Source organism: Streptomyces sp. NPDC055140 (genome assembly GCF_053607285.1).
This window is the reverse complement of record NZ_JBSGTG010000002.1, coordinates 259,828-285,404: the sequence shown is the minus strand read 5'-3', so window position 1 is coordinate 285,404 and position 25,577 is coordinate 259,828. Positions and strand designations below refer to the sequence as shown.

Here is a 25,577-nt window from a genome sequence, read left to right as displayed (position 1 = left end):
GGCTCGACTTGCTCAACTCCCTTATGAATACAGCCTGTTACAGCTCCTTGATGCGGATGTCCCGGTACGAGATGACGTCCGTCGTGCTGTGCACCTGGAGCCCGACATAGCCGGAGGAGAACCGCCGGCCGTCCGTGCCCGGGTCGTCCCCGCGCGGCGGCTCGAAGACCTGACCGCCCGTGTTGTCGAACTCGTTGATCAGGACACCGTTGCGCAGGATCGAGAAGTGCTGGCCGACCACACGGATCTCGTAGTCGTTCCACGTGCCCTTCTGGGTGACGCCCGCGCCCGCGAGACCCACGCGGTCGAAGCCGTAGATCGAACCGGTCTTGTACATGTCACCGTCAGGACGGTCGAGGACCTGCACCTCGTGCCCGTACTTGATGGCGACCCACTCCGGCCGCGACTCCTCCGGGTGGTCGTGGACCCACGGGAAGCGTACGAAGACACCGCCGTTGGCGTTGCCCGTGCCCGGCGCGTCGTCCCGCCACTGGAGCTTCAGCGAGAAGTCGCCGTACTTGCGCTGCGGGAACCACAGCATGCCCATGCCCTCGACCGTGGTGCTCGACGTGATCGAGCCGTCCGTGTTCAGGCCGAACTTGCCGCCGCCGACCTGCTCCCACTTGTCGAGCGAGCCCTGTGTGCCGTCGAAGATCTTGCGGTAGCCCTCGGTCTGGCCGGGCTTGCCGATCCCCGACTGCTTGGCGGCGCGGTTGATCTTGTTGTACTCGCGCTGGTCGATCACCCCTTCCTTGAGGAGCTTGTCGGTGACGGTCTTGACGTGCTTGAGGAAGAGGGCCTGCGAGGTCCACTCCCGCTCGTCCTCGATCAACTCGTTGATCCGGCACCGGTTGTTGGTGACCCGGTTCGGGATGCCCGTGTCGACCGTGCCGACGATCACCGTCAACCGCTCGTCGAACTCCGCGCAGTTGGGTGCCGGGACCCCGCCGCCCGTGGTGACCGTGAAGGCCTCCGACTTCGCCGCCGACGTGTTGCCGGCCTTGTCGGTCGCCCGGTACGCGACCGTGTGCGCGCCCGCCCGGTCCACCACGACCGGCGCCGTGTAGGCGAGGTAGGGGCCCGCGTCGAGCGAGTACTCGATCTTGTCGACACCCGAGTCGGCGTCCGTCGCGGAGACCGTCACCTTGGCGCTCTTGAGGTACGCGCCGTCGGAGTTCTTGTCGCCGTCGACCTTCGCCGACACCTCGGGCGGCGTCTTGTCCTGCACGGGCGGCGCGACCACGGTGAAGTCGACCGACTTCTCCGCCGCCATGTTCCCCGCCTTGTCCGCGGCCCGGTAGCGCACGGTGTGGGCGCCCACCTCGTGCACCATCACGGGTGAGGTGTACGGCTGCCAGGCACCGTCCGAACCCACCGCGTACTCGATGGAGTTGACGCCGGATCCGGTGTCGGAAGCCGTCACCGTGACCGTCGCCATCGAGAGGTACTCGCCCTTGTCGTTCTTCTCGCCGCTGACCGTCGCCGAGGTCTCCGGCGGCGTCTTGTCGTCCGTCGGCGGCGCGACCACGGTGAAGTCGACCGACTTCTCCGCCGCCACGTTCCCCGCCTTGTCGGACGCCCGGTAGCGGATCTTGTGCGCCCCGACCTGGTCGACGACCACCGCGGTCGTGTACGGCTGCCAGGCGCCGTCGGCGCCCACCGCGTACTCGACCTTGTCGACACCGGAGCCCGCGTCCGTCGCCGTCACACTGACCGACGCCGAACCCACGTACTCCCCTTGGGCGTTCTTCTGCCCGTCGACCTTCGCCGAGGTCTCCGGCGCGGCCGTGTCGTCGCCGCCCTCGGTCACGACGAGGATGCCCTGCATGCCCTCGTGGCCGGGGATCGAGCAGTGATAGCGGTAGCGGCCCGGGGTCAGGGTGACCTCGACCGAGTGCTTGCCGCCCTCACTGTCGTTCGGGTTGGCCAGGATGTTCACCGACACGTCGTTGTTGTACTCGGGGTCCGACGTGTCGAACGTCAGCGTGTGCGGCATGCCCATGGTGTTGCCGGTCGCCGCGCTGTTCTCGAAGACGATCGTCGTCGCGCCCGCGACCGCCGTCGTCGGCGCCGAGGCGTACTTGGTGATGTCGTCGCTGCCGGTCCAGTTCAGGACCTGCTGCGCGGCGGCGACGGGGGCGTCCTGCCCGAACGCGACGGGGGAGCCGAGTCCGAGCGTCATCAGCAGGGCGGCGAACAGCGCCGTCCACAGTCTTCGCCGGTTCTTGCTGCGCATCCTCATCACTGCGCCTTCCTGGCCAGGTCACCGGCCGCAGGGGTCGCCTCGCCGCCCGTGTAAGTCACCTTCCACAGGGCTGACTTGGCGTCCGAGGTGAAGAAGCCGCGGCCGTAGTCGAGGACGTAGAGCGCGCCGTCGGGGCCGAACTTCCAGTCCATGAGGTTCTTGATGCCGTCGTTGCCGACCGGCACGATCTTCTTGAGGTTCTCGGCGTGCACCGGGATGCCGCCGTCGCCGGCCGTCTTCGGGTCGGTGATCACCGCGTGCCGCGGCTGCGTGCCGTCGTAGAAGTCACCGACGAACCACTTGCCGTCCCAGTAGCTCGGCCACTTGTCGGCGTTCGGGACGGACGCGTCGTAGCGGTACACGGGACCGTTCATCGCCGCCTGGCCGCCGCCCTTCAGCCACGGCAGGAGGTACTTGGCCTCCTCCTTCTTGTACGAGGGGATGCCGTTGGCGTCGCGCGGGTAGTCGGGCGCCCCGCCCTGCGGCGAGTACCAGATGTTGTTGCCGGTGACCGGCGGGAGGTTGACGAGACCGTCGTTGTTCGGCGACTCGTTCTTCGGGTGGTCGCAGTCGTACCAGCCGAGCGGCTTCGTCGGGTCCGGCAGATTGCGGTCGCGGTAGGGCTGCTTGTTGCCCATGCAGTACGGCCAGCCGCGGTTGGACGCCTTGGTGATGACGGCGAACGTGTCGTACTTCGCCGGACCCCAGGTCGTCGACGGCTCACCGGCGTCCGGGCCGACCCAGCCCGCGTACAGCGTGTCGGTCTTCTTGTCGACGGAGATGCGCGCCGGGTTGCGGACACCCATCACATAGATCTCGCCGCGCGTCTTGCCGCCGCCCTCGGCCGTCTCCTTGCCGGTGAAGAGGTTGCCCTCCGGCAGCGTGTACGTGCCGTCGGCCTCCGGGTGGATGCGCAGGATCTTGCCGTTGAGGTTGTTCGTGTTGCCGGCGGTGCGGCGCGCGTCCGCGAAGGAGACGCCCTTGTAGTTCGGCTGCGGGTTGTTGCCCGAGTAGCCGTCGCTGAAGCCGGAGGAGTTGTTGTCACCGGTCGCGATGTACAGGTTGCCCTTGGAGTCCCAGGCCATCCCGCCGCCCGCGTGGCAGCAACTGTGGATCTGTACCGGCCACTTGAGCAGCACCTTCTCGCTGCCCATGTCCAGCTTGTTGGTGTTCAGGTCGAGCGTGAAACGCGAGACGCGGCGCTCGGCCATCTGCTTGTCACGGTCGATCTGCGAGTGCGGGGTGTAGTGCAGGTACACCCAGCCGTTCTGCTCGAACTTCGGGTCGAGCTCGATGCCGAGCAGACCCTCCTCGACCTTGGTCAGCTCGTCGCCGCCGCCCTTGTTGCCGAAGACGGTCAGCGCTCCGGCCTGGGTGACCTTCTTGGTGTTCGGGTCGTAGACGTGGATCTCGCCCTTGCCCTTGCCGACATCGGGGTTGTTCCAGTCGGTGATCACCGACTGCGAGGAGTCGGCGCCGCCGCGGCCGATGTAGAGGACGCGTCCGTCGGGCGCGGTGACCAGGCCGTGCGGCTCGCCGATCTGGTCGTTCTGGCCGGCCTGGTTGGGCTGGGTGAGGCGCTCCGCCTTGTAGTTGGAGTCGATCGCGGCCTTGCAGTCGGCGCGTACGATGCGGCTCGTCCACAGCAGGGCGCCGCGCAGATGCGACTGGAAGTCCACCTCGTCGTAGCTGGAGGCCGTGCCGCCCATGCCCGTGTAGAAGGAGCGTCCGCCGTCGTAGTCGCGGCACCAGGACACCGGGTGGTCCGCGCCGTTGGCGCTCGCGCCCGGCTGGTACGTCGACTCGCGGACCCGGGCGACGGTGTGCACCGAGCCGGACGGGTTCTTCACCCAGTTCAGCCACTGGTCGGGCCGCTTCCACTGCACGGGAAGGTCCTTGGTGGCCGGATGCTGACGGTCACCGACCTCGACGGTGGCCCGCTGGACGTTCGCCGGGCTGGAGTCCGCCGGGCGCGCGCCGATCAGGCCGGTGAACCAGTCCGAGTACGGCTCGGCGCGGGCCGCGTCATGGATGCCGACGAATCCGCCGCCGGCCTCCATGAACGACTCGAGCCCCGCCTCCTGGTCCGGGTCGAGCACGTCGCCGCCGCCGGTCAGGAAGACGACCGCGTTGAAACGGCCCAGCTTGGTGGCGTTGGTGAACACGGACGCGTCGTCCGTCGCCGTGATCTTGAAGCGCTGGGCGGCGGGGCCGCTCTGGCCGATCTTCTCGATGGCCGCGATCCCCGCGTTCACCACCGGTGACTCGTCGCCGCCCGCGGCGGAGCCGTAGTACACCAGGACGCGCACGTTCGCCCCGCCGGGAGGTGACGGCAGGGACATCGTTGTCACGGATGGTTCGGGGAACGGACGCGCGCTGGCGGCGGGCCCGGTGAGGAGTCCGGCGGCGACCGCCCCGGACGCCAGGACCGCGGCGACGGCACGGCGTCGTCTGCGTCTTTCTCTGTCCAACCCTCTTACGCCCAAGGGTTTTTGATGCGGCGTGGACCGCATGAGTTCACCCACCCCTCGTCGGTCACAGGTACGGCGCGGATGAAGCTAGACCTCTTTTCGCGGCTCGCCAATAGGTATGGCCGCAGTGGCGCGAACTTTGTCCTGAGTGTGGATAAACGAAGATCACCCGGTTACCGTCTCTCTGGTCGTCACGGCAGGCCCTGGTGGCACGTCCGCGTAAGTCCCGTACGAGAGTGGGGAGTTCGACATGGACAGACGCAGCTTCAACCGGCGGGTGCTGATGGGCGGGGCCGCAGCCGCGACGACGGCGACATCGTTGTCACTCATCGCGGCGACGGATGCCGCCCCCGCGGACGGCCCGGTGCGCACGGCCCCGGCCGGCGGTGAGGTCAGGCACATCAAGATGTACGCCGAGAAGCTCGCGGACGGGCAGATGGGCTACGGGTTCGAGAAGGGGAAGGCATCCGTACCCGGCCCCCTCATCGAGCTCAACGAGGGCGACACCCTGCACATCGAGTTCGAGAACACCATGGACGTGGCGGCCAGCCTGCACGTCCACGGCCTCGACTACGAGGTCTCCAGCGACGGCACCAAGCTCAACAAGAGCGATGTCGAACCCGGCGGCAAGCGCACCTACACCTGGCGCACGCACGCCCCGGGCCGGCGCAAGGACGGCACGTGGCGCGTGGGCAGTGCGGGGTACTGGCATTACCACGACCACGTCGTCGGCACGGAACACGGCACCGGCGGCATCCGCAAGGGCCTGTACGGGCCGGTGATCGTCCGGCGCAAGGGCGACGTCCTCCCGGACGCCACGTTCACGATCGTCTTCAACGACATGACCATCAACAACAAGCCGGCGCACGAAGGCCCCGACTTCGAGGCCACGGTGGGTGATCGCGTCGAGATCGTCATGATCACGCACGGTGAGTACTACCACACCTTCCACATGCACGGTCATCGCTGGGCCGACAACCGTACGGGCATGCTCACCGGCCCGGACGACCCGAGCCGGGTCGTCGACAACAAGATCGTCGGCCCCGCGGACTCGTTCGGCTTCCAGATCATCGCGGGCGAGGGTGTCGGGGCGGGCGCCTGGATGTACCACTGCCACGTGCAGAGCCACTCCGACATGGGGATGGTGGGGCTGTTCCTGGTGAAGAAGGAGGACGGCACCATCCCGGGCTACGAACCGCACCACCCGGCGGGTCACACCGGCTAGCGGCTGACCGAGGCGTACGCGACGGGTGTACACCTCCGGGGAGGACGGGGATCATCACCTTGACCCCAACCACCCATCCGGGGAGTCAAGTTGAGCAAGGACAGCGAGTACGACTACGTCATCGTCGGGGCCGGGTCGGCCGGCTGTGTGCTGGCCGCGCGGCTGTCGGAGGATCCGGCCGTGCGCGTCGCGCTCGTCGAGTCGGGCCCGCGCGACCGCAAACCCGAGATCCGCATCCCGGCGGCGTTCCCGAAGCTGTTCAGGACGCCGTACGACTGGGACTACTCGACGTCCAAGCAGTCCGCGCTCGACGGCCGCGAGCTGTACTGGCCGCGCGGCCACACACTCGGCGGCTCCTCCTCGATGAACGCCATGATGTGGGTGCGCGGCCACCGCGACGACTACGACGCGTGGGGCGAGGCGGCCGGCGAGGAGTGGTCTTACGAGCAGCTCGCGCGCTACTTCCAGCGCGCCGAACGCTGGGCGGGCACCCGGCGCGCCGACTCCCCGCACGGCACCCAGGGCCCGCTGTGGATCTCCCCGCCGCGCGACCCGAACGTGACGACGTCCGCCTTCCTCGACGCCTGCCGCGCCGCCGGTCTGCGCGAGCTGGCGGAGCTGAACCACGAGGACCACGGCGGCTTCGCGCTCACCCCGCTCAACCAGCGCCGCGGCCGACGGTGGAGCGCGGCCGACGGCTATCTGAAACCTGCCGCGCGCAGGCCCAACCTGCACATCCACACCGACGCCCGGGTCACGCGCCTCGACTTCGACGGCACCCGCGTGGCCGGCGTCGTCGCGGAAGGAGTCCCCGGCATCCTGCGCGCCCGCCGCGAGGTGATCCTCAGCGCGGGCGCGATCGGTTCACCGCAGCTGCTCCAGCAGGCGGGCGTCGGTGACCCCGAACAGCTCGCCGAGGCCGGGATCGACGTCCGCGTCGCGTCTCCCGACGTGGGCCGCCACCTCCAGGACCATCTCTCCTTCGCCGTCACGATGCGCTGCCCCCGGCCCATCACCCTCACCGGCGCGGACTCCCTCGCCAATGTCGGCCGCTTCCTCCTGGCCGGGCGCGGACCGCTCACGTCGAACGTCGGAGAGGCGGTCGCCTTCATCAAGACACGCTCCGAACTGGCCGCCCCCGACATCGAGTTGATCTACGCGCCCGTGCCGTTCGTCAATCACGGGCTCACCCCGCCCGTCGAGCACGGCATCACGATCGGCGTCGTCCTTCTCCAGCCCGCGAGCGAGGGCCGCATCACCGCGGGCGGGGCGGACCCCTCGGCGCGGCCGCTGATCGACCCCGGCTATCTCGCCCGCGACGAGGACCTGCGCACGCTGATGGCCGGAGTGCGCCGCGCCGAGGAGCTCCTCGCGGCCAAGTCCCTCGCCCCGTACACCGACGGGCCCCTCGGGCCGTACCCGGGGGCCGTCGGCGACGAGGAGCTGGCGCAGGTGATCCGCGCGGGCGCCGAGACGCTCTACCACCCCGTCGGCACGTGCCGTATGGGCGCCGACGAGGGCTCGGTGACGGACCCGCGCCTGCGGGTCAGGGGCGTCGAGGCCCTGCGCGTCGTCGACGCGTCGGTGATGCCGCGCATCACCCGCGGCCACACCCACGCCCCGACCGTCGCCCTCGCGGAGAAGGCGGCAGAGCTCATCCGCGAGGACGCCGGGGCATGAGCCGCCCGGGACCTACGATCCGACGCTGACGGTGAAGCGCCGCGGGTTCCCGTCGTGCGCCGCGCCGGACACGTCCGGCTGCCCGTCGGGACGCACGTCGTCGTACGGGAAGGCGTACCCGATGGGCGAGTTGGCGTGCACGACCCGCGACCAGTGGTTGGTGACGTCGCCCTGGTAGTAGTCGGCCGTCGTGGTGCCGTTCGGCTGCTCGGGGTGGGTCAGCATGATGCTGCGGTTGAACCCGGCGGCGAGACGGGCGAGGAGGCCCTTCTTGTCGTCGGGGTCGCCGGGGTTGTTGGTGAACGGGCCGTGGTTGCAGGTGAAGATGTCCTTCGAGGCGGGCTTGGGGAAGCTGTGCCCGCCGTTGAAGGTGAGGGTGTCGCCGCTGACGCGACCGGTGAACACGCCCCGGCCGCCCTGGAGGTCGATCTTCAGGTCGGTCGAGCGGTACTTCTCCCAGACCTGGTCGACATAGCTGTCCCAGACGTCCCTGAACGGCATCTGGTCGGGGCGGTCGAAGTACGGGGCCATCAGGTTCTGCGGCGAGATGACGCGCAGGACCTTGCCGTCGCCGCCACGGATGACGAGCTTGTCCCAGGGCTGCCCGTCCTTGGCGGTCTGGGCCGCGAGATCCGCGGCGATCCTCTCCACGGCGCCGTCCGGGAGCGGCGCGACGGTGTGCGTGGCGTCGCCCTCCAGGGTCAGGCCGATGGGCAGGGCGGTCACCAGGTCGACGTAGCTGATGTTCGCGTACAACTGGTCGGAGTTGAAGGTGAATTCGCAGAACGACCAGGTCTTCCCGTAGTTCGCGTCGGCGGAGGTCGCGAAGGCCGGCTCGACGAGCGAGGGGCCCGGGTTGAGGAAGAAGTCGAGCGTGTTGTCGCGTACGAAGTAGACGCGGGCGCCGTACATCTGAGGGAGCGTCAAGACCTTCGGCGCCGAACCCGCGGACCCCAGGGGGATGGCGCAGTCGACGGGCAGCGGGGTCTGCGGGGCGGCCGGTGAGTCGGGGTGGTAGACCCCGCCGTCGGGCTTGAGCAGCACCCAGCGGTCGGTGCCCTGCTCGTGGCCCGTGACGTAGGCGCGCACGGTGCCGGGCAACGACTTGTTCTGCAGGGCGAGTTCGCAGGTGGCGGGGGCTGCCTTGGCGTCCGGGCTGAGGGCACTGCCCCAGGCCGGGTAGGTGAGTGCGGTGGCGGCCGTGGCGGCGCCGGTCAGGAACAGTCTGCGCGATATCACGGAGGACTCCTGATGTGTGGGGGAGCCCTACTGTTGCGAGTGCGGTGCGACGGGTCAAGACTTGTGACGGGGAGCGCTCCCATTTCTGTGGACCGTTCAACTCTTGGCGGTAGCTGACGCGGTGGCTGGCGCAATGGGTGACGCGATGGGTGGGCGGTGACCGGGGCGATGGCTGCGCGGTGGCCCGGCGTTGGCCAGGTGGCCGTCCGGGGCGCGGCGGCGTTTGGAACGGCCATTGTCAGTGCGCGGTGCCAGACTCGGTGAGGCAGACAGCGGGACCCCTGCGAGGGGGGCACCCTCAACGAGGAGGGCACCATGCTCACCACCCGTTTCGTCGACGGCTCGCCGAACTGGCTGGATCTCGGAACCCCGGATCTCGACGCCGCCGTTTCCTTCTACAGCGGACTCTTCGGCTGGCAGTTCCAGTCGGGCGGCCCCGAGGTCGGTGGCTACGGCCTGTTCCAGCTGGACGGCAGGAGCGTCGCCGGCGGTGTGCAGGTCACGCCCGACCAGGCCCCGCCGTCCTGGACCGTCTATTTCCAGACGCCGGACGCGGAGGCGACGGTGAAGGCCGCCGAGCGGGCCGGCGGATCCGCGCCGTTCCAGACCATGGACGTGCTGGACCTGGGTCGCATGGCCGTCATCGCCGATCCCGCGGGGGCGACGTTCGGCCTCTGGCAGCCAGGGCGGAACAAGGGCCTGGATCTCGCCACGGACGACGGCTCGCTCAACTGGATCGAGCTGTACACCCCGAACGTCGCCGCGGCGAAGGACTTCTACGGCTCGGTGCTCGGCTGGGGCACGTTCGACGTGTCGTTCCCCGGCGGCACGTATGTGACGGTGAACCCGGCCGGCACGAGCGCGGACGACATGTTCGGCGGCATGGTCACGCTGGGCGACGACCCGTCGGAGTCCGACATCGGGGCGCACTGGTCGCCGTACTTCCATGTGCCGGACGTCGACGCGATCGCCGCCCGGACGCGGGAGCTCCGCGGTATGGTGCGCCTCGCGCCCACGAGCCTGCCCGGCGTCGGCCGCATCGCCAAGCTGACCGACCCGCAGGGCGCCCGCTTCGCGGTGATCAAGGGAGACCCGGACCAGACCTGAGCCGGGTCGGGCCGCGCCGGGCGGCCACAGGTCACGATCCGCCCGGCGCGCCGCGTTGATCAGTCGTTGATCGTCTGTTTTTCGCCACGCGGCACGATCGGCGGCATGTACTCGAACCACACGCTGCGCCCCGTGACGAGCGCTCCCGTGGCCCCCGTCCCCTCATGGCAGGACGCGGCGCTGTGCGCCCAGACGGGCGCCGACTTCTTCTTTCCCGAGCCCGGCAGCTCCGTGCGCGAGGCGAAGAGCATCTGCGGCCGGTGCGAGATGCGCTCCGCCTGCCTGGAGTACGCGCTCGACAACGACGAACGCTTCGGCGTCTGGGGCGGCCTCTCCGAGAAGGAGCGCCTCCAGCTGCGCCGCGGCTGAGCGGGCCACACGCCCGTGACGCGGCACGCCCCGGGCGCGTGGCCCGGGGCGTGCTTGCGTGACGGGGGGCGGGTCAGCCGGCGGCGCGGGCCGCCATGCGGGCCTTGCGGGCCGCCAGCTTCTCGTCGAACTTCGCGGCCTCGCTGTCCAGGCCGCCCATGTACAGACCGAGCTCCTCCTGGGCCTTGAGACCCTCCGGGCCGAGCCCGTCGATGTCCAGGACCTTCAGGAAGCGCAGCACGGGCTGGATCACGTCGTCGTGGTGGATGCGCATGTTGTAGATCTCGCCGATGGCCATCTGGGCGGCGGCGCGCTCGAAGCCGGGCATGCCGTGGCCGGGCATCCGGAAGTTGACGACGACGTCGCGCACGGCCTGCATCGTGAGGTCGGGGGCGAGCTCGAAGGCCGCGCCGAGCAGGTTCCGGTAGAAGACCATGTGCAGGTTCTCGTCGGTGGCGATGCGCGCCAGCATGCGGTCGCAGACCGGGTCGCCCGACTGGTGGCCGGTGTTGCGGTGCGAGACGCGGGTCGCGAGCTCCTGGAAGGCGACGTACGCGACCGAGTGCAGCATCGAGTGCCGGTTGTCGGACTCGAAGCCCTCGGCCATGTGCGCCATGCGGAACTGCTCGAGCTGGTCCGGGTCGACCGCGCGCGAGGCCAGCAGGTAGTCGCGCATCACGATGCCGTGGCGGCCCTCCTCGGCGGTCCAGCGGTGCACCCAGGTGCCCCAGGCGCCGTCACGGCCGAAGAGGGAGGCGATCTCGTGGTGGTAGCTGGGGAGGTTGTCCTCGGTCAGCAGGTTGACGACGAGCGCGATCCGGCCGATCTCGGTGACCTTGGACTGGTCCTTCGCCCAGGCCTCGCCGTCCTCGAAGAAACCGGGGAAGTTACGGGCGTCGGCCCACGGCACGTACTCGTGCGGCATCCAGTCCTTGGCCACCCCGAGGTGCCGGTTCAGTTCCTTCTCGACCACTTCCTCCAGCGCGTACAGCAGCTGGGCGTCGGTCCAGGTGGAGGACGAGCTGCCGAGGTGGGGAGAGGTGATGGTCACGAGGGCTCCAGGGGGGACGGGAGTAGTGCGAGGAGTCGAATCGCAGGCACGAGCGGTTGTACCTACGGTGTCGTAGGTTACGTTGCCGTAGGTTAAACCCTCTGTAAAGGGCCGCCCGGAACTGGCCCCTCCGGTCTCAGCTCCCTCTATGGCTTCATTGCGCCTCAGGAGTGCAGCTCTCGGAGCCTGACTGAGAGGCACGTCACACAGCCCTCGAGTTTTTCGAACTCGCCGATGTCCACCAGAACCGGCTCCAGACCGAGGTCCGAATAAAGCTCCGCAGTCCTCGGCGCGCTCGCCGCCATCAGGAGCTTCCCGCCGCCCAGGAGCACCACATGCGCGCCGGCCTCCTCCGGGACGGGAAGGAAGCGCGGGAAGAGGGACGGCACGTCCACCATCGGCTCGTGCCCGACGACCGTGCCGTCGGGCAGAGCCGTCACCGCCGACTTCAGATGCAGCACCTTGCTGACCGGTACGGCGACGATCCGCGCGCCGAGTGGCTCGAACACGGCCCGCAGCTGCCGCACGCCGTCGGCGTTCGTGCGCCCGCCGCGTCCGACGTAGATCGTGTCGCCGACCTTGAGGACGTCGCCGCCGTCGAGGGTGCCCGGCTCCCGCACCCGGTTGACGGAGCAGCCGAGCCGGGCCACGGCCTCCTCGACGCCCGCCGTCTCCCCGCGCCGGGACGCGGCGCCGGGCCGGGTGACCAGTGCGACGTTGCGGTACATGACCACCGCGTCCTCGACGAAGACCGCGTCGGGGCACTCGTCGGCGGCCTCGACCTCCGCCGTCTCCCAGCCGTGCTCCCGCAGCGCCGCGACGTAGGCCTCCCACTGCGTGAGCGCCCGCTCCGGATCGACGGGCGTGCGCTCGACATGCGTGACGAGCCCGTCCGCGAGGCGGGGTCCCGGGCGGCGGATCAAGGCCTTCTGGCTGGGCACGGGCGGCACTCCTCGGGGCTTGGGCGGCGGTTCCACGGGTGCTTGGACGGCTCGTGGGCGGACTTGGGCGAGCACTTCGGGCGGGGCCGGGTGCGCAAGGGTCCGGCGCGGACATCATGCACATCCCGGCCCCGGCGACGGAATCCCCTGCCCGCACCCGGTCCCGCCCCGCCGCCAGCCCCCGGCGCGGCTATCCGCCGTATCCGACCTCCCCCTTCGTGATGTCCCGGAGCCGGCCCCCCTCCATGAGCAGCGTCCGCGTGACCCCGATGGACTTCAGGAACGGCAGGTCGTGGCTCGCCACGAGCAGCGCGCCCTCGTAGGACTCCAGGGCCGTGGTCAGCTGCCGGACGCTCGCCAGGTCGAGGTTGTTCGTCGGCTCGTCGAGCATCAGCAGTTGGGGTGCCGGCTCGGCGAGCATCAGCGCGGCGAGGGTAGCCCTGAACCGTTCGCCGCCCGAGAGTGTCGCCGCCGACTGGTCGGCCCGCGCCCCCTTGAACAGGAAGTGGGCGAGACGCGCTCTGACGCGGTTGTTCGTCGCCCCAGGAGCGAACCGCGCCACGTTCTCGGCGACGGTCAGGCCCTCGTCGAGCACGTCGAGCCGCTGCGGCAGGAAGCGCAGCGGGACATGCGCCACCGCCTCGCCCGCAACGGGACCGAGGTCACCGGCGATCGTGCGCAGGAGTGTCGTCTTGCCCGAACCGTTGCGCCCCACGAGCGCGATCCGCTCAGGGCCGCGCACCTCGAACTCGCCCTTCACATACGCCCCGTAGGCCATCCGCAGCTGACTCAGCGTGAAGACGGAACGGCCGGGCGGCACCGCCGTGTGCGGCAGATCGACGCGGATCTCGTCGTCGTCGCGCACGGCGTCCACCGCCTCGTCGAGCCGCTCCTTCGCCTCGGCGAGCCGGCCCTCGTGCAGTTGGCGGTGCTTGCCCGCGGAGACCTGGGCCTGCCGTTTACGCTGGGCCATGATCGCCTTGGGCTCGCGCTTGGTGTCCCACATCTTCTGTCCGTAGCGCTTGCGCCGGGACAACTTGACCTGGGCGTCCGCCAGTTCGCGCTTCTGCTTCTTCAGGTCGGCGTCGGCGACCCGCACCATGCGCTCCGCCGCCTCCTGTTCGGTCGCGAGCGCCTCCTCGTGCGCGGAGAGGTTTCCGCCGTAGCGGACGAGGCCGTCCGGGCGCAGATCGGCGATCTGGTCGACCCGTTCGAGGAGTTCACGGTCGTGGCTGACCACGACCATGACGCCCGGCCACGCCTCGACGGCCGCGTACAGGCGCCTGCGTGCGGTCAGGTCGAGGTTGTTCGTCGGCTCGTCGAGCAGCAGGACGTCGGGGCGGCGCAGGAGCAGGGCGGCGAGGCGGATCAGTACGGACTCGCCTCCCGAGAGCTCGCCGACGGTGCGATCGAGACCGATGTGGCCCAGGCCGAGCCCGTCCAGGGTCGCGACGGCGCGCTCCTCGACGTCCCAGTCGTCGCCGACCGCGGTGAAGTGCTCGTCGCGTACGTCGCCCGCCTCGATGGCGTGCAGCGCGGCCCGGGCACGTGCGATGCCGAGGGCCTCGTCCACGCGGAGGGAGGTTTCGAGGGTGACGCTCTGCGGCAGGTAGCCGATCTCGCCCGACACCTTCACCGTGCCGTCGGCCGGAGCGAGTTCTCCGGCGATGAGCTTCAACAGCGTTGATTTTCCTGCGCCGTTGAGGCCGATGAGCCCGGTCCGGCCGGGGCCGAACGCGGCCTGGAGGCCGTCGAAGACCCGTGTGCCGTCGGGCCAGGCGTAGGTGAGGGAGGTGCAGGTGACGGACGTGGGGGAGGTAGACATACGGGCCTCGCGGTCGCTCGGTGGGAACGGTGGGCAACGCGTCGGGACACCGCGGGCGACGACAGCCGGAAGCAACGAGAGCGCATGGGGCGCGAAGGACGGTCCCGCGCCGGATTCCGGCAGGAGGACGGCTCGATCATCCGAGGTCGCACACGCAGGACACGTGGGGCACCGGTGGGGTGCGCCGCGTGACGCGGTGTCTCAGAACCTCAGAAGAGCAACGTCCTACTCCGATCGACGACAACAGGATCAACGGGAACGCTGTACACCGTAGGAAGGCTGCCCTGGGCCGTCAACGAATTATTGTGAACCCCTCGCTCCCACGGCTCCACCCCCATGGCCCCACCCATGTCCCGCTCCTGGAGGAGGCCCCCGTGCCCCACGGCTCGCTCTCGCTGCCCGCCCGGCTCTTCCTGCTGGGCTTCGACACGGAGAAAGGCAGGGTCTCCGGCGCCCCGGACCTCGCCCTCGCCGTCCGCGCCGCCGCGCTCGTCGAACTGGCCCGGCGCCGCATCATCAGCGACGTGGACGGGGTCGTCACCCCGGTCTTCGACGCGCGTACCGGCGACCCGGTCCTCGACGAACTGATGGAACTCGCAGAGGAGTCGAGGCCGCGCTCATGGCGCACCTGGATCGGCTACCGCTCCGGCGCCACCCTCGACACCGTGCGCCGCCAACTCGCCTCCGAGGGCTATCTGTCGGCCGAGCGCAAACGCGTCTTCGGACTCTTTCCCGTGACCCGCTACGGCCTGGAGCGCGCCGGATACGTCGAGGTGCTGCGGGCCGAGGTCCTCGGCGCGCTGGAGGGGGCCGAGCCGGTCGGCCGGGTGGACGAGGACGATGCCGTCCTCGCGGTGCTCGCCGCCACGGGCAAGCTGCGCCGGCTGATCCCCGGCAAGACCCGGCGCACGCACCAGGACCGCCTCGACCAGCTCGCCACACGCGCCGGCGGCATGTCCCCCGAACTGCGGCAGAGCCTGGGCGACATCCGTGCCGCGCTCGCCGCGGCCGTCAAGGCGGCGGAGGCGGCGCGGGCCTCGGCGGGCGGGGGCTGAAGAGGGGCTGAGCGGGTGTCACGCGTACGTGTCGGATTTTCGCCAGCGCGCGCGGGGGCCGGATGGTTGGCTCTACGGCATGACGAACCGTACGCACCTGAATGACCAGGCTTTGGCTTTCCGCTCGCGGCACGTCGCAGGCCGCCCGCTCGTCCTGCCCAATGCCTGGGACGTCGCGAGTGCCCGCATCGTCGAGGACGCCGGAGCCGCCGCTGTCGCCACCACCAGCGCCGGACTGTCCTGGGACCTCGGCGCGGCGGACGGGGACCGCCTCGGCAGGGACGAGGCACTCGACGCCGTCGCGCGGATCGCCGCCGCCGTGGACGTGCCGGTGACCGCCGACATCGAGAGCGGCTACGCCGACGCGGCCCAGGACGTGGCCGTCACCGTGCGCGCCGTCCTCGACGCCGGAGCGGTCGGCGTCAACCTCGAGGACGCCTGGCACGGCGGGAGCGCCCCGCTGCGGCCCGTGCAGGCGCAGGCGGAGCGGATCGCGGTGGCCCGTGCGGCAGCGGATTCGGAGGGTGTGGCGCTGTTCGTGAACGCCCGTATCGACACGTATCTGATGGGTGTGGGGGAGCCGGAGGAGCGGCTCGCGGCGACGCTGGAGCGGGCCGCGGGCTACCTCGCGGCGGGAGCGGACGGGATCTTCGTGCCCGGGGCCGTCGACCCGGTGACCGTGAAGGCGCTCGTCGCCGGTGTCGAGGGGCCGCTCAACGTGATGGCGTGGCCCGGGGCGCCGTCCGTGGCCGAGTTCGCCGCGCTCGGTGTCGCCCGGATCAGCGTCGGCGCGGGCATCGCGCAGGCCGCGCATGCCCTCGTCCGCAGGGCGGCCCGGGAACTGCTCACCGAGGGAACGTACGGGAGCCTGGCCGGCGGGCTCGAATACGGTGAGCTCAACATCCTGCTCAGCAACGGGAGTTGAGCCCGGGGGGCCGGGCTGGTCGGGTGGTCAGTACGCGTCCCGCATCAGTTCCGCGAGATCGCCGTCCAGGTCCACGTGCAGATGCTCGTCGCCCACCGGCACCATCGCCGCCGTGCTGCTGAGGAAGCGGCGCAGCTCGCCCGTCCGGATGTGCACGATCGCCGTGCCCTCGTGGGCGTGGAACTCCAGGACCGTGCGGTCGAATCCGTACGGCCGTACCCGGACGTCGCCCGAACCGGCCGGCTCCAGCACCCCGGCCGAGAGCAGCTCGCGGGCGAACGTCCAGCTCACGTCGACGTCCTCGAGGGTGGCCGGCGCGGGGAACGACATGCGCACGGCGAAGGGGTCCCGCATGTCGTAGCGCAACGTCGCGGGAATGGTCGACATCCGCGGCGCGGCGGCGACGAGACGGGCCTCTACGGCTTGCTCGATGACGGTGGACAACGCCTGCTCCCTTGTGACGGCTGAACGGACGGCGGTTCGGGCAACAGCTCGGACGGCGAGTCGGACGGCATGTCGGACGGCGGGTAGGACTCCCCGCCACTTGAAGAGACGGCGGAACGAGGGAATCCGTGCACCGAACGGCCGAGGAAAGGTGAGTGACCTCTGTCACCGGTCTGCGTCGTTCCGGTTCCGCGGGCCATCTGGACGGGGCCGGGGGAGTGGGCTAGCTTCGCCCGCCATGAGGGGCATGGGGAAGTCGAGACGCATGGTGTCCATGGGGCTGGCCGGGGCGGCACTCGCCCTCGCGTTCGCTCCGGCGGGTCCGGCGCAGGCCGATGAGGGGCACACACAGGCGACGCCGCACGGGACGCCGCACTGGGAGCTGAAGGACGCCGGCACGGATGCGCGGTTCCGGGGACTTGCCGCGGTGAGCCGCGACGTGGCCTGGGTGGCCGGGACCAAGGGCACGGTGCTCCGCACCTCGGACGGCGGTGCCCACTGGCGTAACGTGTCGCCGCCCGGCGCGGACGAGCTGGAGTTCCGTGACATCGAGGCCTTCGACAGCCGGCGCGCGGTGGTCCTCGCGATCGGTGAGGGCGACGCCTCGCGGGTGTTCCGCACGGACGACGGCGGGGCCACCTGGACCGAGTCCTTCCGCAACCCCGACCCGAAGGCGTTCTACGACTGCCTGACGTTCTTCGACGCGCGCCACGGCCTCGCGATGAGCGACCCCGTCGACGGTAAGTACCGGATCCTGTCCACGCGCGACGGAGGACGCTCCTGGGACGTCCTGCCCAGCGACGGCATGCCCGCGGCGCAGGAGGGCGAGGCCGGGTTCGCGGCGAGCGGCCAGTGCCTGGTCAGCTCCGGTCCGCGTGACGTGTGGCTGGCCACGGGCGGGGCCGCACGCGCGCGCGTGCTGCACTCGTCGGACCGTGGCCTGACCTGGCGGGCGACCGACGCCCCGATCCCGGCGGGCGACCCGGCGCGCGGCGTCTTCGGCCTCGCGTTCCGCGACCGCACGCACGGCCTCGCGGTCGGCGGTGACTACCGCGCGGATCAGGCGTCCCCCCGGGCCTCGGCCACGACGCGCGACGGCGGCCGCACCTGGACGGCGTCCGCCGCACCCGTCCCCGCCTACCGCTCGGGCGTCACCTGGCTCCCCCACAGCCGCTCGAGCGCCCTCGCGGTCGGCCCGACGGGGACCGACCTCACGCTCGACGCGGGCCGCACCTGGCGCACCGTCGACACGGGCTCGTACGACACGGCGGACTGCACCCACGACGGCGCCTGCTGGGCCTCGGGCGAGAAGGGACGCATCGCCCGGCTCGAACCCTGACCGGGGCTGACTAGCCGGCCAACTGCTGCCGGAAGCGCTCCAGTTCGGGTGCCGTCTTCCTCGCGATGAACTCCGTGACGCGGTACGCGCACACATCGCCGGTGACGAAGGGGTCGGCCGCCGTGATCTTCTCGATCTGCGCGCGGTCGTCCCCGACGGCGAGGATGATCCCGCCGTCGCGCGGGTTCTTGCGGCCGGAAGCGATGAAGACACCGGCTTCGTACTGCTCGTCGAGCCAGGCGATGTGCGCTTCGTGAAGCGCGTCGACGCGCTCGACCGGGGCCGTGTAGGTCAGCTCAAGTACAAACATGATCGCCAGGCTACCCGTGGCCCGCCGGCGCCGCGCCCTATGGTGGTCGCCACCATGAGCCACCAACAGATCCTCGCCGACTGGCCCACCGACGAGCGCTCCGCCCGCGCGGTCCAGGACGAGCTGCGCGCCCGCGTCGTCCTCGACGAGCCGGGGCCCCCGCCCGGCACCGGATTCGTCACCGGTGTCGACGTGGCCTACGACGACGAGCGCGACCTCGTCGCCGCGGCGGCCGTCGTGCTCGACGCGGCGACCCTCGACGTAGTCGAGGAGTCCACCGCCGTCGGCCGGATCTCCTTCCCGTACGTGCCGGGCCTGCTGGCCTTCCGGGAGATCCCGACCGTCGTCGCCGCCCTGGAGGCCCTCAACTCCCGCCCCGGGCTTGTCGTCTGCGACGGGTACGGGCTGGCCCACCCGCGCCGCTTCGGCCTCGCCAGCCACCTCGGCGTCCTGACGGGGCTGCCCACGATCGGCGTCGCGAAGAACCCGTTCACCTTCACGCACGAGGAGCCGGCGGCACCGCGCGGCAGCACGGCGCCCCTGCTGGACGGCGACGAGGAGGTCGGCCGGGCCCTGCGCACCCGCGACGGCGTCAAACCCGTCTACGTCTCCGTCGGCCACCGCACGAGCCTCGACACCGCGTGCGCCCACACCCTGAGCCTCACGCCGAACTACCGCCAGCCCGAAACGACCCGCAGAGCGGATGCGCTGTGCAGGCGAGCGCTGGCGGAGGCCCAGGAGAACGCCACGCGCGCGTAGCCATCTGCCGCGTCCTCGGCGAAGCCCGAGGCGTGTCCCCGCGCGCGTAGCCCCCTACCGCGTAGCCGCCACCCGGAACCTGATCCCCGCATCCCGCAGTCGGGTCGTCAGGGCGTCGCCCATCGCGACGGCCGTGGTGACCTGGCCCGCAGTCTCGGGCAGGTCGTCGAGGGCCAGGCACATCGCGGACTCGCCGAGCATCTTCGCCGTCTCGTCGTAGCCGGGGTCCCCGCCCGAGACCTCCGTGTACACGCGGCGGCCGCCGCCCTCGCCGACGAAGCGCACCGAGAACCAGCTTGCCGCGCGCCGCGCCTCGTCCGGCCCGTCACCCGGCTTGAGCCGTCCCGACAACCACCTGCGCGCGGGCGGCAGTTGGGCGGCGGCGAACAGCGCGCCCGTAGCCGCGACGCCGCCGAACGCGACGGGCAGGTGCCGCACCGCCGCGTAGTGCCGGTAGCGGAAGTCGGGACCGTAGCGCTCCAGCGCCCGCGCGGAGCGCTGCACGACCTGCGGGTCGATCGTCGGGAGCGGCAGCGCCCACGCGTCGACCTCCTTGGCGTAGCGCGGCGCGCCCGTCGGCGCGTACGCCTTGCGGCCGACGAGGCGCGGCTGGTGCCGCCGCCGGTCCTGCTGCGCGGCCAGCATCTGCCGGCCCCGCGAGAACTGCGTCAACGCCGACGCGAACGTGCCGCCCGAGAACGTCGCGTTCGACCGCACGAACCCGTCGATGCGCAGCGGCACGCCCTCGGGGAGCTGCTCCACCGTGAAGCGCACGCCCAGGTCGTGCGGGATCGAGTCGAAGCCGCACGCGTGGACGAGGCGCGCACCGGTCTCCCGCGCGCGGGCGTCGTGCCGGACGTACGTGACGTCGACGAACTCGGGCTCGCCGCACAGGTCCGTGTAGTCGGTGCCCTCCTCGGCGCACGCAGCCACGAGGTCCTGGCCGTAGGTGACGTACGGGCCGACGGTCGTGGCCACCACGCGCGTGCGTGCCGCGAGGGCGCGCAGGGACGCCGGGTCGGCGACGTCGGCGCGGACCAGCGGCAGCACGGCGCACGCGGGGTCGATCGTGGTGAGGCGTTCGCGCAGCCGCTCCAGCTTCCCCATGTCGCGCCCCGCGACGGCCCACCGCAGCCCCTCGGGCGCGTGCGCCGCCAGATACTCGGCGGTGAGCGCGCCGGCGAAGCCGGTCGCCCCGAAGAGCACGATGTCGTACTCGCGGCCTGTCCTGTCGGCTCTGCCGGGCCTGTCCCGCATGTCCCGATCCTCGCCGTGCCCGCTGTCCTGCCTGGTCATGACACCCCTCAGTCCTGCGCCCCGCGCCGTTGTCGGTGGCCGAGGCTAGCGTGAGGGGTGAGCGGAGGTTCAGGGGCCCCGCCTGGAGCGGGAGGTCGTCGTGGCCGAGCCGAAGAAGCCGTCGCAGCGGGCGCTCAAGACGTGGGCGCGCGTACGGGAGTTCGCACTCGGGATGCCGGGTGCCACGGAGGACTTCCCGTGGGGCGAGACGGTCGCGAAGGTGAACAAGAAGGTGTTCGTGTTCCTCGGCGTCGACGACGGCAGCTATCCGATGGGGCTCACGGTCAAGCTCAGGGACGAGGAGGCCCACGCGCACGCGCTCACGACACCGGGTGCCGAGCCCGCCGGATACGGCCTGGGCAAGGCGGGCTGGGTGCGGATCCCCCTGGACGTGAAGGGCGCCCCGGGCGCGGAGCTGATCTTCGACTGGGTGGAGGAGAGCTATCGGACGGTGGCCACGAAGAAGCTCGTCGCCGAACTGGACGCGCGGTGAGCGCCGCCCCCGGGAGGTAATGGCATGCCGTCCCAGGCCTGTGCCGCCGAATCCATACGTGTCTCCTGGCAGCACCACCGCAGCGCGTCGTAAATTACTAAGCGCTTGCTCTCCAGGGGTTGTGCTGAGTGGAACACGTTCTTAGCATCGCTGGTGTTACATCAGTTGTGTCACAGTGCTGGGGGCTCGATGGCAGTGGCAGGGATGGCGAACAGCGGCCCGCTCGCCGGGGTGCGCGTGGTGGAACTGGCGGGCATCGGCCCGGGCCCGTTCGCCGCGATGCTCCTCGCCGACCTGGGCGCCGATGTCGTGCGCGTGGACCGCCCCGGTGGCGCCGGGCTCGCGATCGACCCCGAGTACGACATCACCAACCGCAACAAACGCTCCGTGATCATCGACCTCAAGGCGGACGACGGCCCTGCGCGCGTCCTCGACCTCGTCGCCAAGGCGGACGTCCTCATCGAGGGCTACCGTCCCGGGGTCGCCGAGCGCCTGGGCGTCGGCCCTGACGCCTGCCGGGCCCGCAACCCGCGCCTCGTCTACGGACGCATGACCGGCTGGGGCCAGGACGGCCCCCTCGCGCAGCGCGCCGGGCACGACATCGCGTACATCGCCCTCACCGGCACCCTCGGCATGATCGGCAAGCCGGACGAGCCGCCGACCGTCCCCGCGAACCTCGTCGGCGACTTCGCTGGCGGCTCGCTCTACCTCGTCGTCGGCATCCTCGCCGCCCTCCACCACGCGCGTGACACCGGCGCGGGCCAGGTCGTGGACGCCGCGATCGTCGACGGCGCCTCGCACCTCGCCGCGATGATCCACGGCATGCTCGCGGCCGGCGGCTGGCAGGACCGGCGCGGCAGCAACCTCCTCGACGGCGGCTGTCCGTTCTACGGGACGTACGAGACCTCCGACGGCCAATACATGGCGGTCGGCGCTCTTGAGCAGCAGTTCTACGACGAGTTCATCGCGCTCCTCGGCATCGGGGGCACGGCGCCCGCCCGCAAGGACCTCGCCCGCTGGGGCGAGCTGCGCGACGCCGTCGCCGCCCGCTTCAAGACCCGTACCCGAGAGGAGTGGACGGCCGTGTTCGAGGGGTCCGACGCGTGCGTGGCGCCGGTCCTGTCCCTGCGCGAGGCGCCCGGCCACCCCCACCTGGCCGCGCGCGGCACCTTCACCGACCACGGCGGCATCACCCAGCCCGCCCCCGCACCCCGCTTCTCCGCGACCCCCACCGCCGTCCGCAGCGGCCCCGCCCAGCCGGGCGCCGACACCGCCGGCGTGGCCCGCGACTGGGACGTACCGAGCCTGACGAAGGAAGAGAACTGATGGAGCTGTCCGCACCCCTCGCCTACGCAGCCGACCCCCGGCAGGCGGCCGACGACGCCGCTGCGCTCGAGTCGGCGGGCCTCGACGCCGTCTGGGTCGCGGAGGCCTACGGCTTCGACTCGCCGACGATCATGGGCTATCTCGCCGCCCGCACCGAGCGCATGAAGATCGGCGCCGCGATCCTCAACGTCTACTCGCGCACCCCCGCCCTCATCGCCCAGACCGCCGCCGGACTCGACGCCGTCTCCGGCGGCCGCGCCATCATCGGCCTGGGCGCGTCGGGCCCGCAGGTCGTCGAGGGCTGGCACGGGAAGGCGTACGACAAGCCCCTCGGCCGTACCCGCGAGACCATCGAGCTGACCCGGCGCATCCTGCGCCGCGAGGTCATCGACCACCACGGCATCACGGACATGCCGCTGCCCCCGGAGAAGGGCGGCAGGCTCGGCAAGCCCCTGAAGATCCTCTCCAGGCCCGTGCGCCCCGAAGTCCCGCTGTACGTCGCGTCGTTGGGCCCGGCCAACGTCCGGATGACGGCCGAGATCGCCGACGGCTGGCTGCCCACCCTCTTCATCCCGGAGAAGGCCCACCAGGTGTGGGGCACCCCGCTCGCCGAGGGCGCCGCCAAGCGTGCCCCGGAGCTCGGGCCGCTCCAGGTCGTCGCGGGCGGTCTGCTCGCGATAGGCGAGGACGCGGCGGCTGCCCGCGATCTCGCCCGCCCCAACATCGCCCTGTACGTGGGCGGCATGGGCGCGGTCGGCAAGAACTTCTACAACGACCTCGCCGTGGCCTACGGCTACGAGAAGGAGGCCAAGCTCATCCAGGAGCTCTACCTCTCCGGGAAGAAGAAGGAGGCGGAGGCCGCCGTTCCGGACGAGTTCTGCGAGCTCATGAGCCTGTGCGGGCCCGAGAGCTACGTACGTGAGCGTGTCGAGGCCTTCCGCGCCGCGGGCGTCACCATGCTGAACGTCATCCCGGTCGGCCCCGAGCCCGCCCGGCTGGTCGAGACCGTCAAGAACTGGCTGTAGGAAGGGCACCACGATGGCAATGCAACGGCAGATCTTCACCGAGGAGCACGACGCGTTCCGCGAGACCGTGCGCACCTTCCTCGCCAAGGAGGTCACCCCGCACTACGAGCAGTGGGAGAAGGACGGCATCGTCTCGCGCGAGGCCTGGCTCGCGGCCGGACGCCAGGGACTGCTCGGGCTCGCCGTGCCCGAGGAGTACGGGGGCGGCGGGAACGCCGACTTCCGCTACAGCGCCGTCATCGCCGAGGAGTTCACGCGCGCGGGAGCCGCCGGCCTCGCGATCGGTCTCCACAACGACATCATCGGGCCGTATCTGACGTCTCTCGCCACGGACGAGCAGAAGCGCCGCTGGCTGCCAGGGTTCTGCGACGGCTCGCTGATCACCGCCATCGCGATGACCGAGCCGGGCGCCGGATCGGACCTCCAGGGCATCCGCACCTCGGCCGAGGACCGTGGCGACCACTGGGTGCTCAACGGCTCCAAGACGTTCATCTCGAACGGGATCCTCGCCGACCTCGTGATCGTCGTCGCGAAGACGACGCCCGACGGCGGAGCCCGCGGCCTGACCCTCCTGGTCGTCGAGCGCGGCATGGAGGGCTTCGAGCGCGGCCGCAACCTCGACAAGATCGGCCAGAAGTCCCAGGACACGGCCGAGCTCTTCTTCAACGACGTACGCGTCCCGAAGGAGAATGTCCTCGGCGAGCTCAACGGCGCCTTCGTCCACCTGATGACGAACCTCGCGCAGGAGCGCATGGGCATCGCCGTCGCCGGGATCGCCGCCGCGGAGCACCTCCTGGAGATCACCACGACCTACGTCAAGGAGCGCGAGGCCTTCGGCCGGCCGCTCGCCAAGCTCCAGCACATCAGGTTCGAGATAGCCGAGATGGCCACCGAGTGCGCCGTCACCCGGACCTTCCTGGACCGCTGCATCGTCGACCATTCGAACGGCGAACTCGACGCGGTGCACGCCTCGATGGCCAAGTGGTGGGCGACCGAGCTCCAGAAGCGCGTGGCGGACCGCTGCCTCCAGCTCCACGGCGGCTACGGCTACATGACGGAGTACCGCGTCGCCAAGGCCTTCACCGACGGACGCATCCAGACGATCTACGGCGGTACGACCGAGATCATGAAGGAGATCATCGGGCGCTCCCTGCTCGGCTGACTCCCCACCGACCTCCCGGCCCGGCCGACACCCTCATCGCCCGGCCCACCCTCATTGAAAGGCAAGCGAGTGAGCACCGAAGCGTACGTGTACGACGCGATCCGCACCCCGCGCGGACGCGGCAAGGCGAACGGCGCCCTGCACGGCACCAAGCCGATCGACCTGGTCGTCGGACTGATCCATGAGGTCCGGCGGCGCTTCCCGGACCTCGACCCCGCCGCCATCGACGACATCGTGCTCGGCGTCGTCGGCCCGGTCGGCGACCAGGGCTCCGACATCGCGCGGATCGCGGCCATCGCCGCCGGACTGCCCGACACCGTGGCCGGAGTGCAGGAGAACCGCTTCTGTGCCTCGGGCCTCGAAGCGGTCAACCTGGCGGCCATGAAGGTTCGTTCGGGCTGGGAGGACCTCGTCCTCGCCGGCGGCGTCGAGTCGATGTCGCGCGTCCCGATGGCCTCGGACGGCGGCGCCTGGTTCGCCGACCCGATGACCAACTACGAGACGGGCTTCGTGCCGCAGGGCATCGGCGCGGACCTGATCGCCACCATCGAGGGCTTCTCGCGGCGTGACGTCGACGAGTACGCGGCGCTCTCGCAGGAGCGCGCGGCCGCCGCCGTCAAGGACGGCCGCTTCGCCCGCTCCGTCGTGCCCGTCACGGACCGCAGCGGCCTGACCGTCCTCGACCACGACGAGTTCCTGCGCCCCGGCACCACCGCCGACTCGCTCGCCAAGCTGAAGCCGTCGTTCGCGGACATCGGTGACCTCGGCGGCTTCGACGCCGTCGCGCTGCAGAAGTACCACTGGGTCGAGAAGATCGACCACGTCCACCACGCGGGCAACTCCTCCGGCATCGTCGACGGCGCGTCCCTCGTCGCCATCGGCACCAAGGAGGTCGGCGAGCGCCACGGCCTGACCCCGCGCGCGCGGATCGTCTCCGCGGCCGTCTCCGGCTCCGAGCCCACCATCATGCTCACCGGTCCCGCGCCCGCCACCCGTAAGGCCCTCGCCAAGGCCGGTCTGACCATCGACGACATCGACCTCGTCGAGATCAACGAGGCCTTCGCGGCCGTCGTCCTGCGCTTCGTCAAGGACATGGGCCTCTCCCTCGACAAGGTCAATGTCAACGGCGGCGCCATCGCGCTCGGCCACCCGCTCGGCGCCACCGGCGCGATGATCCTCGGCACCCTCATCGATGAACTGGAGCGCCAGGACAAGCGCTACGGCCTCGCCACGCTGTGCGTCGGCGGCGGCATGGGCATCGCCACCATCGTCGAGCGTCTCTGACCGTCC

The 25,577-nt window shown here is 70.8% G+C and carries 22 protein-coding genes; 13 read left to right on the top strand and 9 right to left on the bottom strand.

All coding sequences use genetic code 11. The features are described from left to right. Positions 1 to 37 precede the first annotated feature (37 nt). The gene (locus tag ACWFR4_RS05155; RefSeq protein WP_453650898.1) at positions 38 to 2,236 is read right to left on the bottom strand and encodes an OmpL47-type beta-barrel domain-containing protein; all 2,199 of its coding nucleotides are present in this window, start codon (positions 2,234 to 2,236) and stop codon (positions 38 to 40) included. A gap of 5 nt (positions 2,237 to 2,241) precedes the next feature. After that, positions 2,242 to 4,758, bottom strand: coding sequence for a ThuA domain-containing protein (locus ACWFR4_RS05150; RefSeq protein WP_453650896.1), 2,517 nt, complete (start codon positions 4,756 to 4,758; stop codon positions 2,242 to 2,244). A gap of 208 nt (positions 4,759 to 4,966) precedes the next feature. On the opposite strand from ACWFR4_RS05150, the gene ACWFR4_RS05145 reads away from it, so the two are divergent. Together ACWFR4_RS05145 and ACWFR4_RS05140 are read left to right on the top strand one after the other, a co-directional pair. Further along, positions 4,967 to 5,941 (top strand): multicopper oxidase domain-containing protein, encoded by a 975-nt coding sequence (locus ACWFR4_RS05145; protein ID WP_453650895.1) that lies wholly within the window; start codon positions 4,967 to 4,969, stop codon positions 5,939 to 5,941. A gap of 90 nt (positions 5,942 to 6,031) precedes the next feature. Then, the gene (locus ACWFR4_RS05140) at positions 6,032 to 7,621 is read left to right on the top strand and encodes a GMC family oxidoreductase (RefSeq protein ID WP_453650893.1); all 1,590 of its coding nucleotides are present in this window, start codon (positions 6,032 to 6,034) and stop codon (positions 7,619 to 7,621) included. 12 nt (positions 7,622 to 7,633) lie between these two features. Here ACWFR4_RS05140 and ACWFR4_RS05135 read toward each other — a convergent pair whose 3' ends face one another. Further along, positions 7,634 to 8,860, bottom strand: a complete 1,227-nt coding sequence (locus ACWFR4_RS05135; protein WP_453650891.1) for a glycoside hydrolase family 64 protein — start codon at positions 8,858 to 8,860, stop codon at positions 7,634 to 7,636. 315 nt (positions 8,861 to 9,175) lie between these two features. Between ACWFR4_RS05135 and ACWFR4_RS05130 the strand changes: the two genes are divergently transcribed. Continuing rightward, a complete protein-coding gene (locus ACWFR4_RS05130) occupies positions 9,176 to 9,967 on the top strand; it encodes a VOC family protein (RefSeq protein ID WP_453650889.1) in 792 nt (263 codons plus the stop codon). A 105-nt stretch (positions 9,968 to 10,072) separates the two neighbouring features. Beyond that, positions 10,073 to 10,336, top strand: coding sequence for a WhiB family transcriptional regulator (locus ACWFR4_RS05125; protein WP_366121477.1), 264 nt, complete (start codon positions 10,073 to 10,075; stop codon positions 10,334 to 10,336). Between the two features lie 73 nt (positions 10,337 to 10,409). On the opposite strand, the gene ACWFR4_RS05120 is transcribed toward ACWFR4_RS05125, so the two are convergent. The 3 genes from ACWFR4_RS05120 to ACWFR4_RS05110 form a co-directional block, all read right to left on the bottom strand. After that, positions 10,410 to 11,387 carry an acyl-ACP desaturase gene (locus ACWFR4_RS05120; RefSeq protein ID WP_453463030.1) on the bottom strand — a complete coding sequence of 326 codons (978 nt, stop codon included), beginning with the start codon at positions 11,385 to 11,387 and terminating at the stop codon, positions 10,410 to 10,412. 164 nt (positions 11,388 to 11,551) lie between these two features. Then, the gene (gene ddaH, locus ACWFR4_RS05115) at positions 11,552 to 12,328 is read right to left on the bottom strand and encodes a dimethylargininase (RefSeq protein WP_453463033.1); all 777 of its coding nucleotides are present in this window, start codon (positions 12,326 to 12,328) and stop codon (positions 11,552 to 11,554) included. Between the two features lie 190 nt (positions 12,329 to 12,518). Further along, entirely contained in the window at positions 12,519 to 14,153 is a 1,635-nt protein-coding gene (locus ACWFR4_RS05110; RefSeq protein WP_453650888.1) for an ABC-F family ATP-binding cassette domain-containing protein, read from the bottom strand. Between the two features lie 374 nt (positions 14,154 to 14,527). Here ACWFR4_RS05110 and ACWFR4_RS05105 point away from each other — a divergent pair, with 374 nt between their 5' ends. Further along, positions 14,528 to 15,208: a GOLPH3/VPS74 family protein gene (locus tag ACWFR4_RS05105; protein WP_453650886.1), complete on the top strand. Its 681-nt coding sequence runs from the start codon at positions 14,528 to 14,530 to the stop codon at positions 15,206 to 15,208. Between the two features lie 79 nt (positions 15,209 to 15,287). Then, positions 15,288 to 16,133 (top strand): isocitrate lyase/PEP mutase family protein, encoded by an 846-nt coding sequence (locus ACWFR4_RS05100; RefSeq protein WP_453463040.1) that lies wholly within the window; start codon positions 15,288 to 15,290, stop codon positions 16,131 to 16,133. Positions 16,134 to 16,160: 27 nt separating this feature from the next. Here ACWFR4_RS05100 and ACWFR4_RS05095 read toward each other — a convergent pair whose 3' ends face one another. Beyond that, the gene (locus tag ACWFR4_RS05095; protein WP_453463043.1) at positions 16,161 to 16,577 is read right to left on the bottom strand and encodes an SsgA family sporulation/cell division regulator; all 417 of its coding nucleotides are present in this window, start codon (positions 16,575 to 16,577) and stop codon (positions 16,161 to 16,163) included. A gap of 247 nt (positions 16,578 to 16,824) precedes the next feature. Here ACWFR4_RS05095 and ACWFR4_RS05090 point away from each other — a divergent pair, with 247 nt between their 5' ends. After that, positions 16,825 to 17,916 (top strand): WD40/YVTN/BNR-like repeat-containing protein, encoded by a 1,092-nt coding sequence (locus ACWFR4_RS05090; RefSeq protein ID WP_453463046.1) that lies wholly within the window; start codon positions 16,825 to 16,827, stop codon positions 17,914 to 17,916. 10 nt (positions 17,917 to 17,926) lie between these two features. Here the strand turns inward: ACWFR4_RS05090 and ACWFR4_RS05085 are convergent, their stop codons facing one another. After that, positions 17,927 to 18,226, bottom strand: coding sequence for a YciI family protein (locus ACWFR4_RS05085; RefSeq protein ID WP_453463049.1), 300 nt, complete (start codon positions 18,224 to 18,226; stop codon positions 17,927 to 17,929). A 54-nt stretch (positions 18,227 to 18,280) separates the two neighbouring features. Here ACWFR4_RS05085 and ACWFR4_RS05080 point away from each other — a divergent pair, with 54 nt between their 5' ends. Beyond that, on the top strand, positions 18,281 to 18,985 hold the full coding sequence (locus ACWFR4_RS05080) for an endonuclease V (RefSeq protein WP_453463052.1): 705 nt from the start codon (positions 18,281 to 18,283) through the stop codon (positions 18,983 to 18,985). A gap of 54 nt (positions 18,986 to 19,039) precedes the next feature. Here ACWFR4_RS05080 and ACWFR4_RS05075 read toward each other — a convergent pair whose 3' ends face one another. After that, entirely contained in the window at positions 19,040 to 20,242 is a 1,203-nt protein-coding gene (locus ACWFR4_RS05075; RefSeq protein WP_453651404.1) for a saccharopine dehydrogenase family protein, read from the bottom strand. A 211-nt stretch (positions 20,243 to 20,453) separates the two neighbouring features. On the opposite strand from ACWFR4_RS05075, the gene ACWFR4_RS05070 reads away from it, so the two are divergent. The 5 genes from ACWFR4_RS05070 (at position 20,454) to ACWFR4_RS05050 (ending at position 25,571) form a co-directional block, all read left to right on the top strand. Next, on the top strand, positions 20,454 to 20,774 hold the full coding sequence (locus ACWFR4_RS05070; RefSeq protein ID WP_453651402.1) for an MmcQ/YjbR family DNA-binding protein: 321 nt from the start codon (positions 20,454 to 20,456) through the stop codon (positions 20,772 to 20,774). 189 nt (positions 20,775 to 20,963) lie between these two features. Next, positions 20,964 to 22,100, top strand: a complete 1,137-nt coding sequence (locus ACWFR4_RS05065) for a CaiB/BaiF CoA transferase family protein (RefSeq protein WP_453463054.1) — start codon at positions 20,964 to 20,966, stop codon at positions 22,098 to 22,100. After that, positions 22,100 to 23,125: an LLM class F420-dependent oxidoreductase gene (locus ACWFR4_RS05060; RefSeq protein ID WP_383080379.1), complete on the top strand. Its 1,026-nt coding sequence runs from the start codon at positions 22,100 to 22,102 to the stop codon at positions 23,123 to 23,125. The genes ACWFR4_RS05065 and ACWFR4_RS05060 overlap by 1 nt, the downstream gene beginning before the upstream one ends. Positions 23,126 to 23,144: 19 nt before the next feature. Next, a complete protein-coding gene (locus ACWFR4_RS05055; protein WP_453463069.1) occupies positions 23,145 to 24,287 on the top strand; it encodes an acyl-CoA dehydrogenase family protein in 1,143 nt (380 codons plus the stop codon). A 69-nt stretch (positions 24,288 to 24,356) separates the two neighbouring features. Continuing rightward, positions 24,357 to 25,571: an acetyl-CoA C-acetyltransferase gene (locus tag ACWFR4_RS05050; protein ID WP_405476771.1), complete on the top strand. Its 1,215-nt coding sequence runs from the start codon at positions 24,357 to 24,359 to the stop codon at positions 25,569 to 25,571. Positions 25,572 to 25,577: the final 6 nt, after the last annotated feature.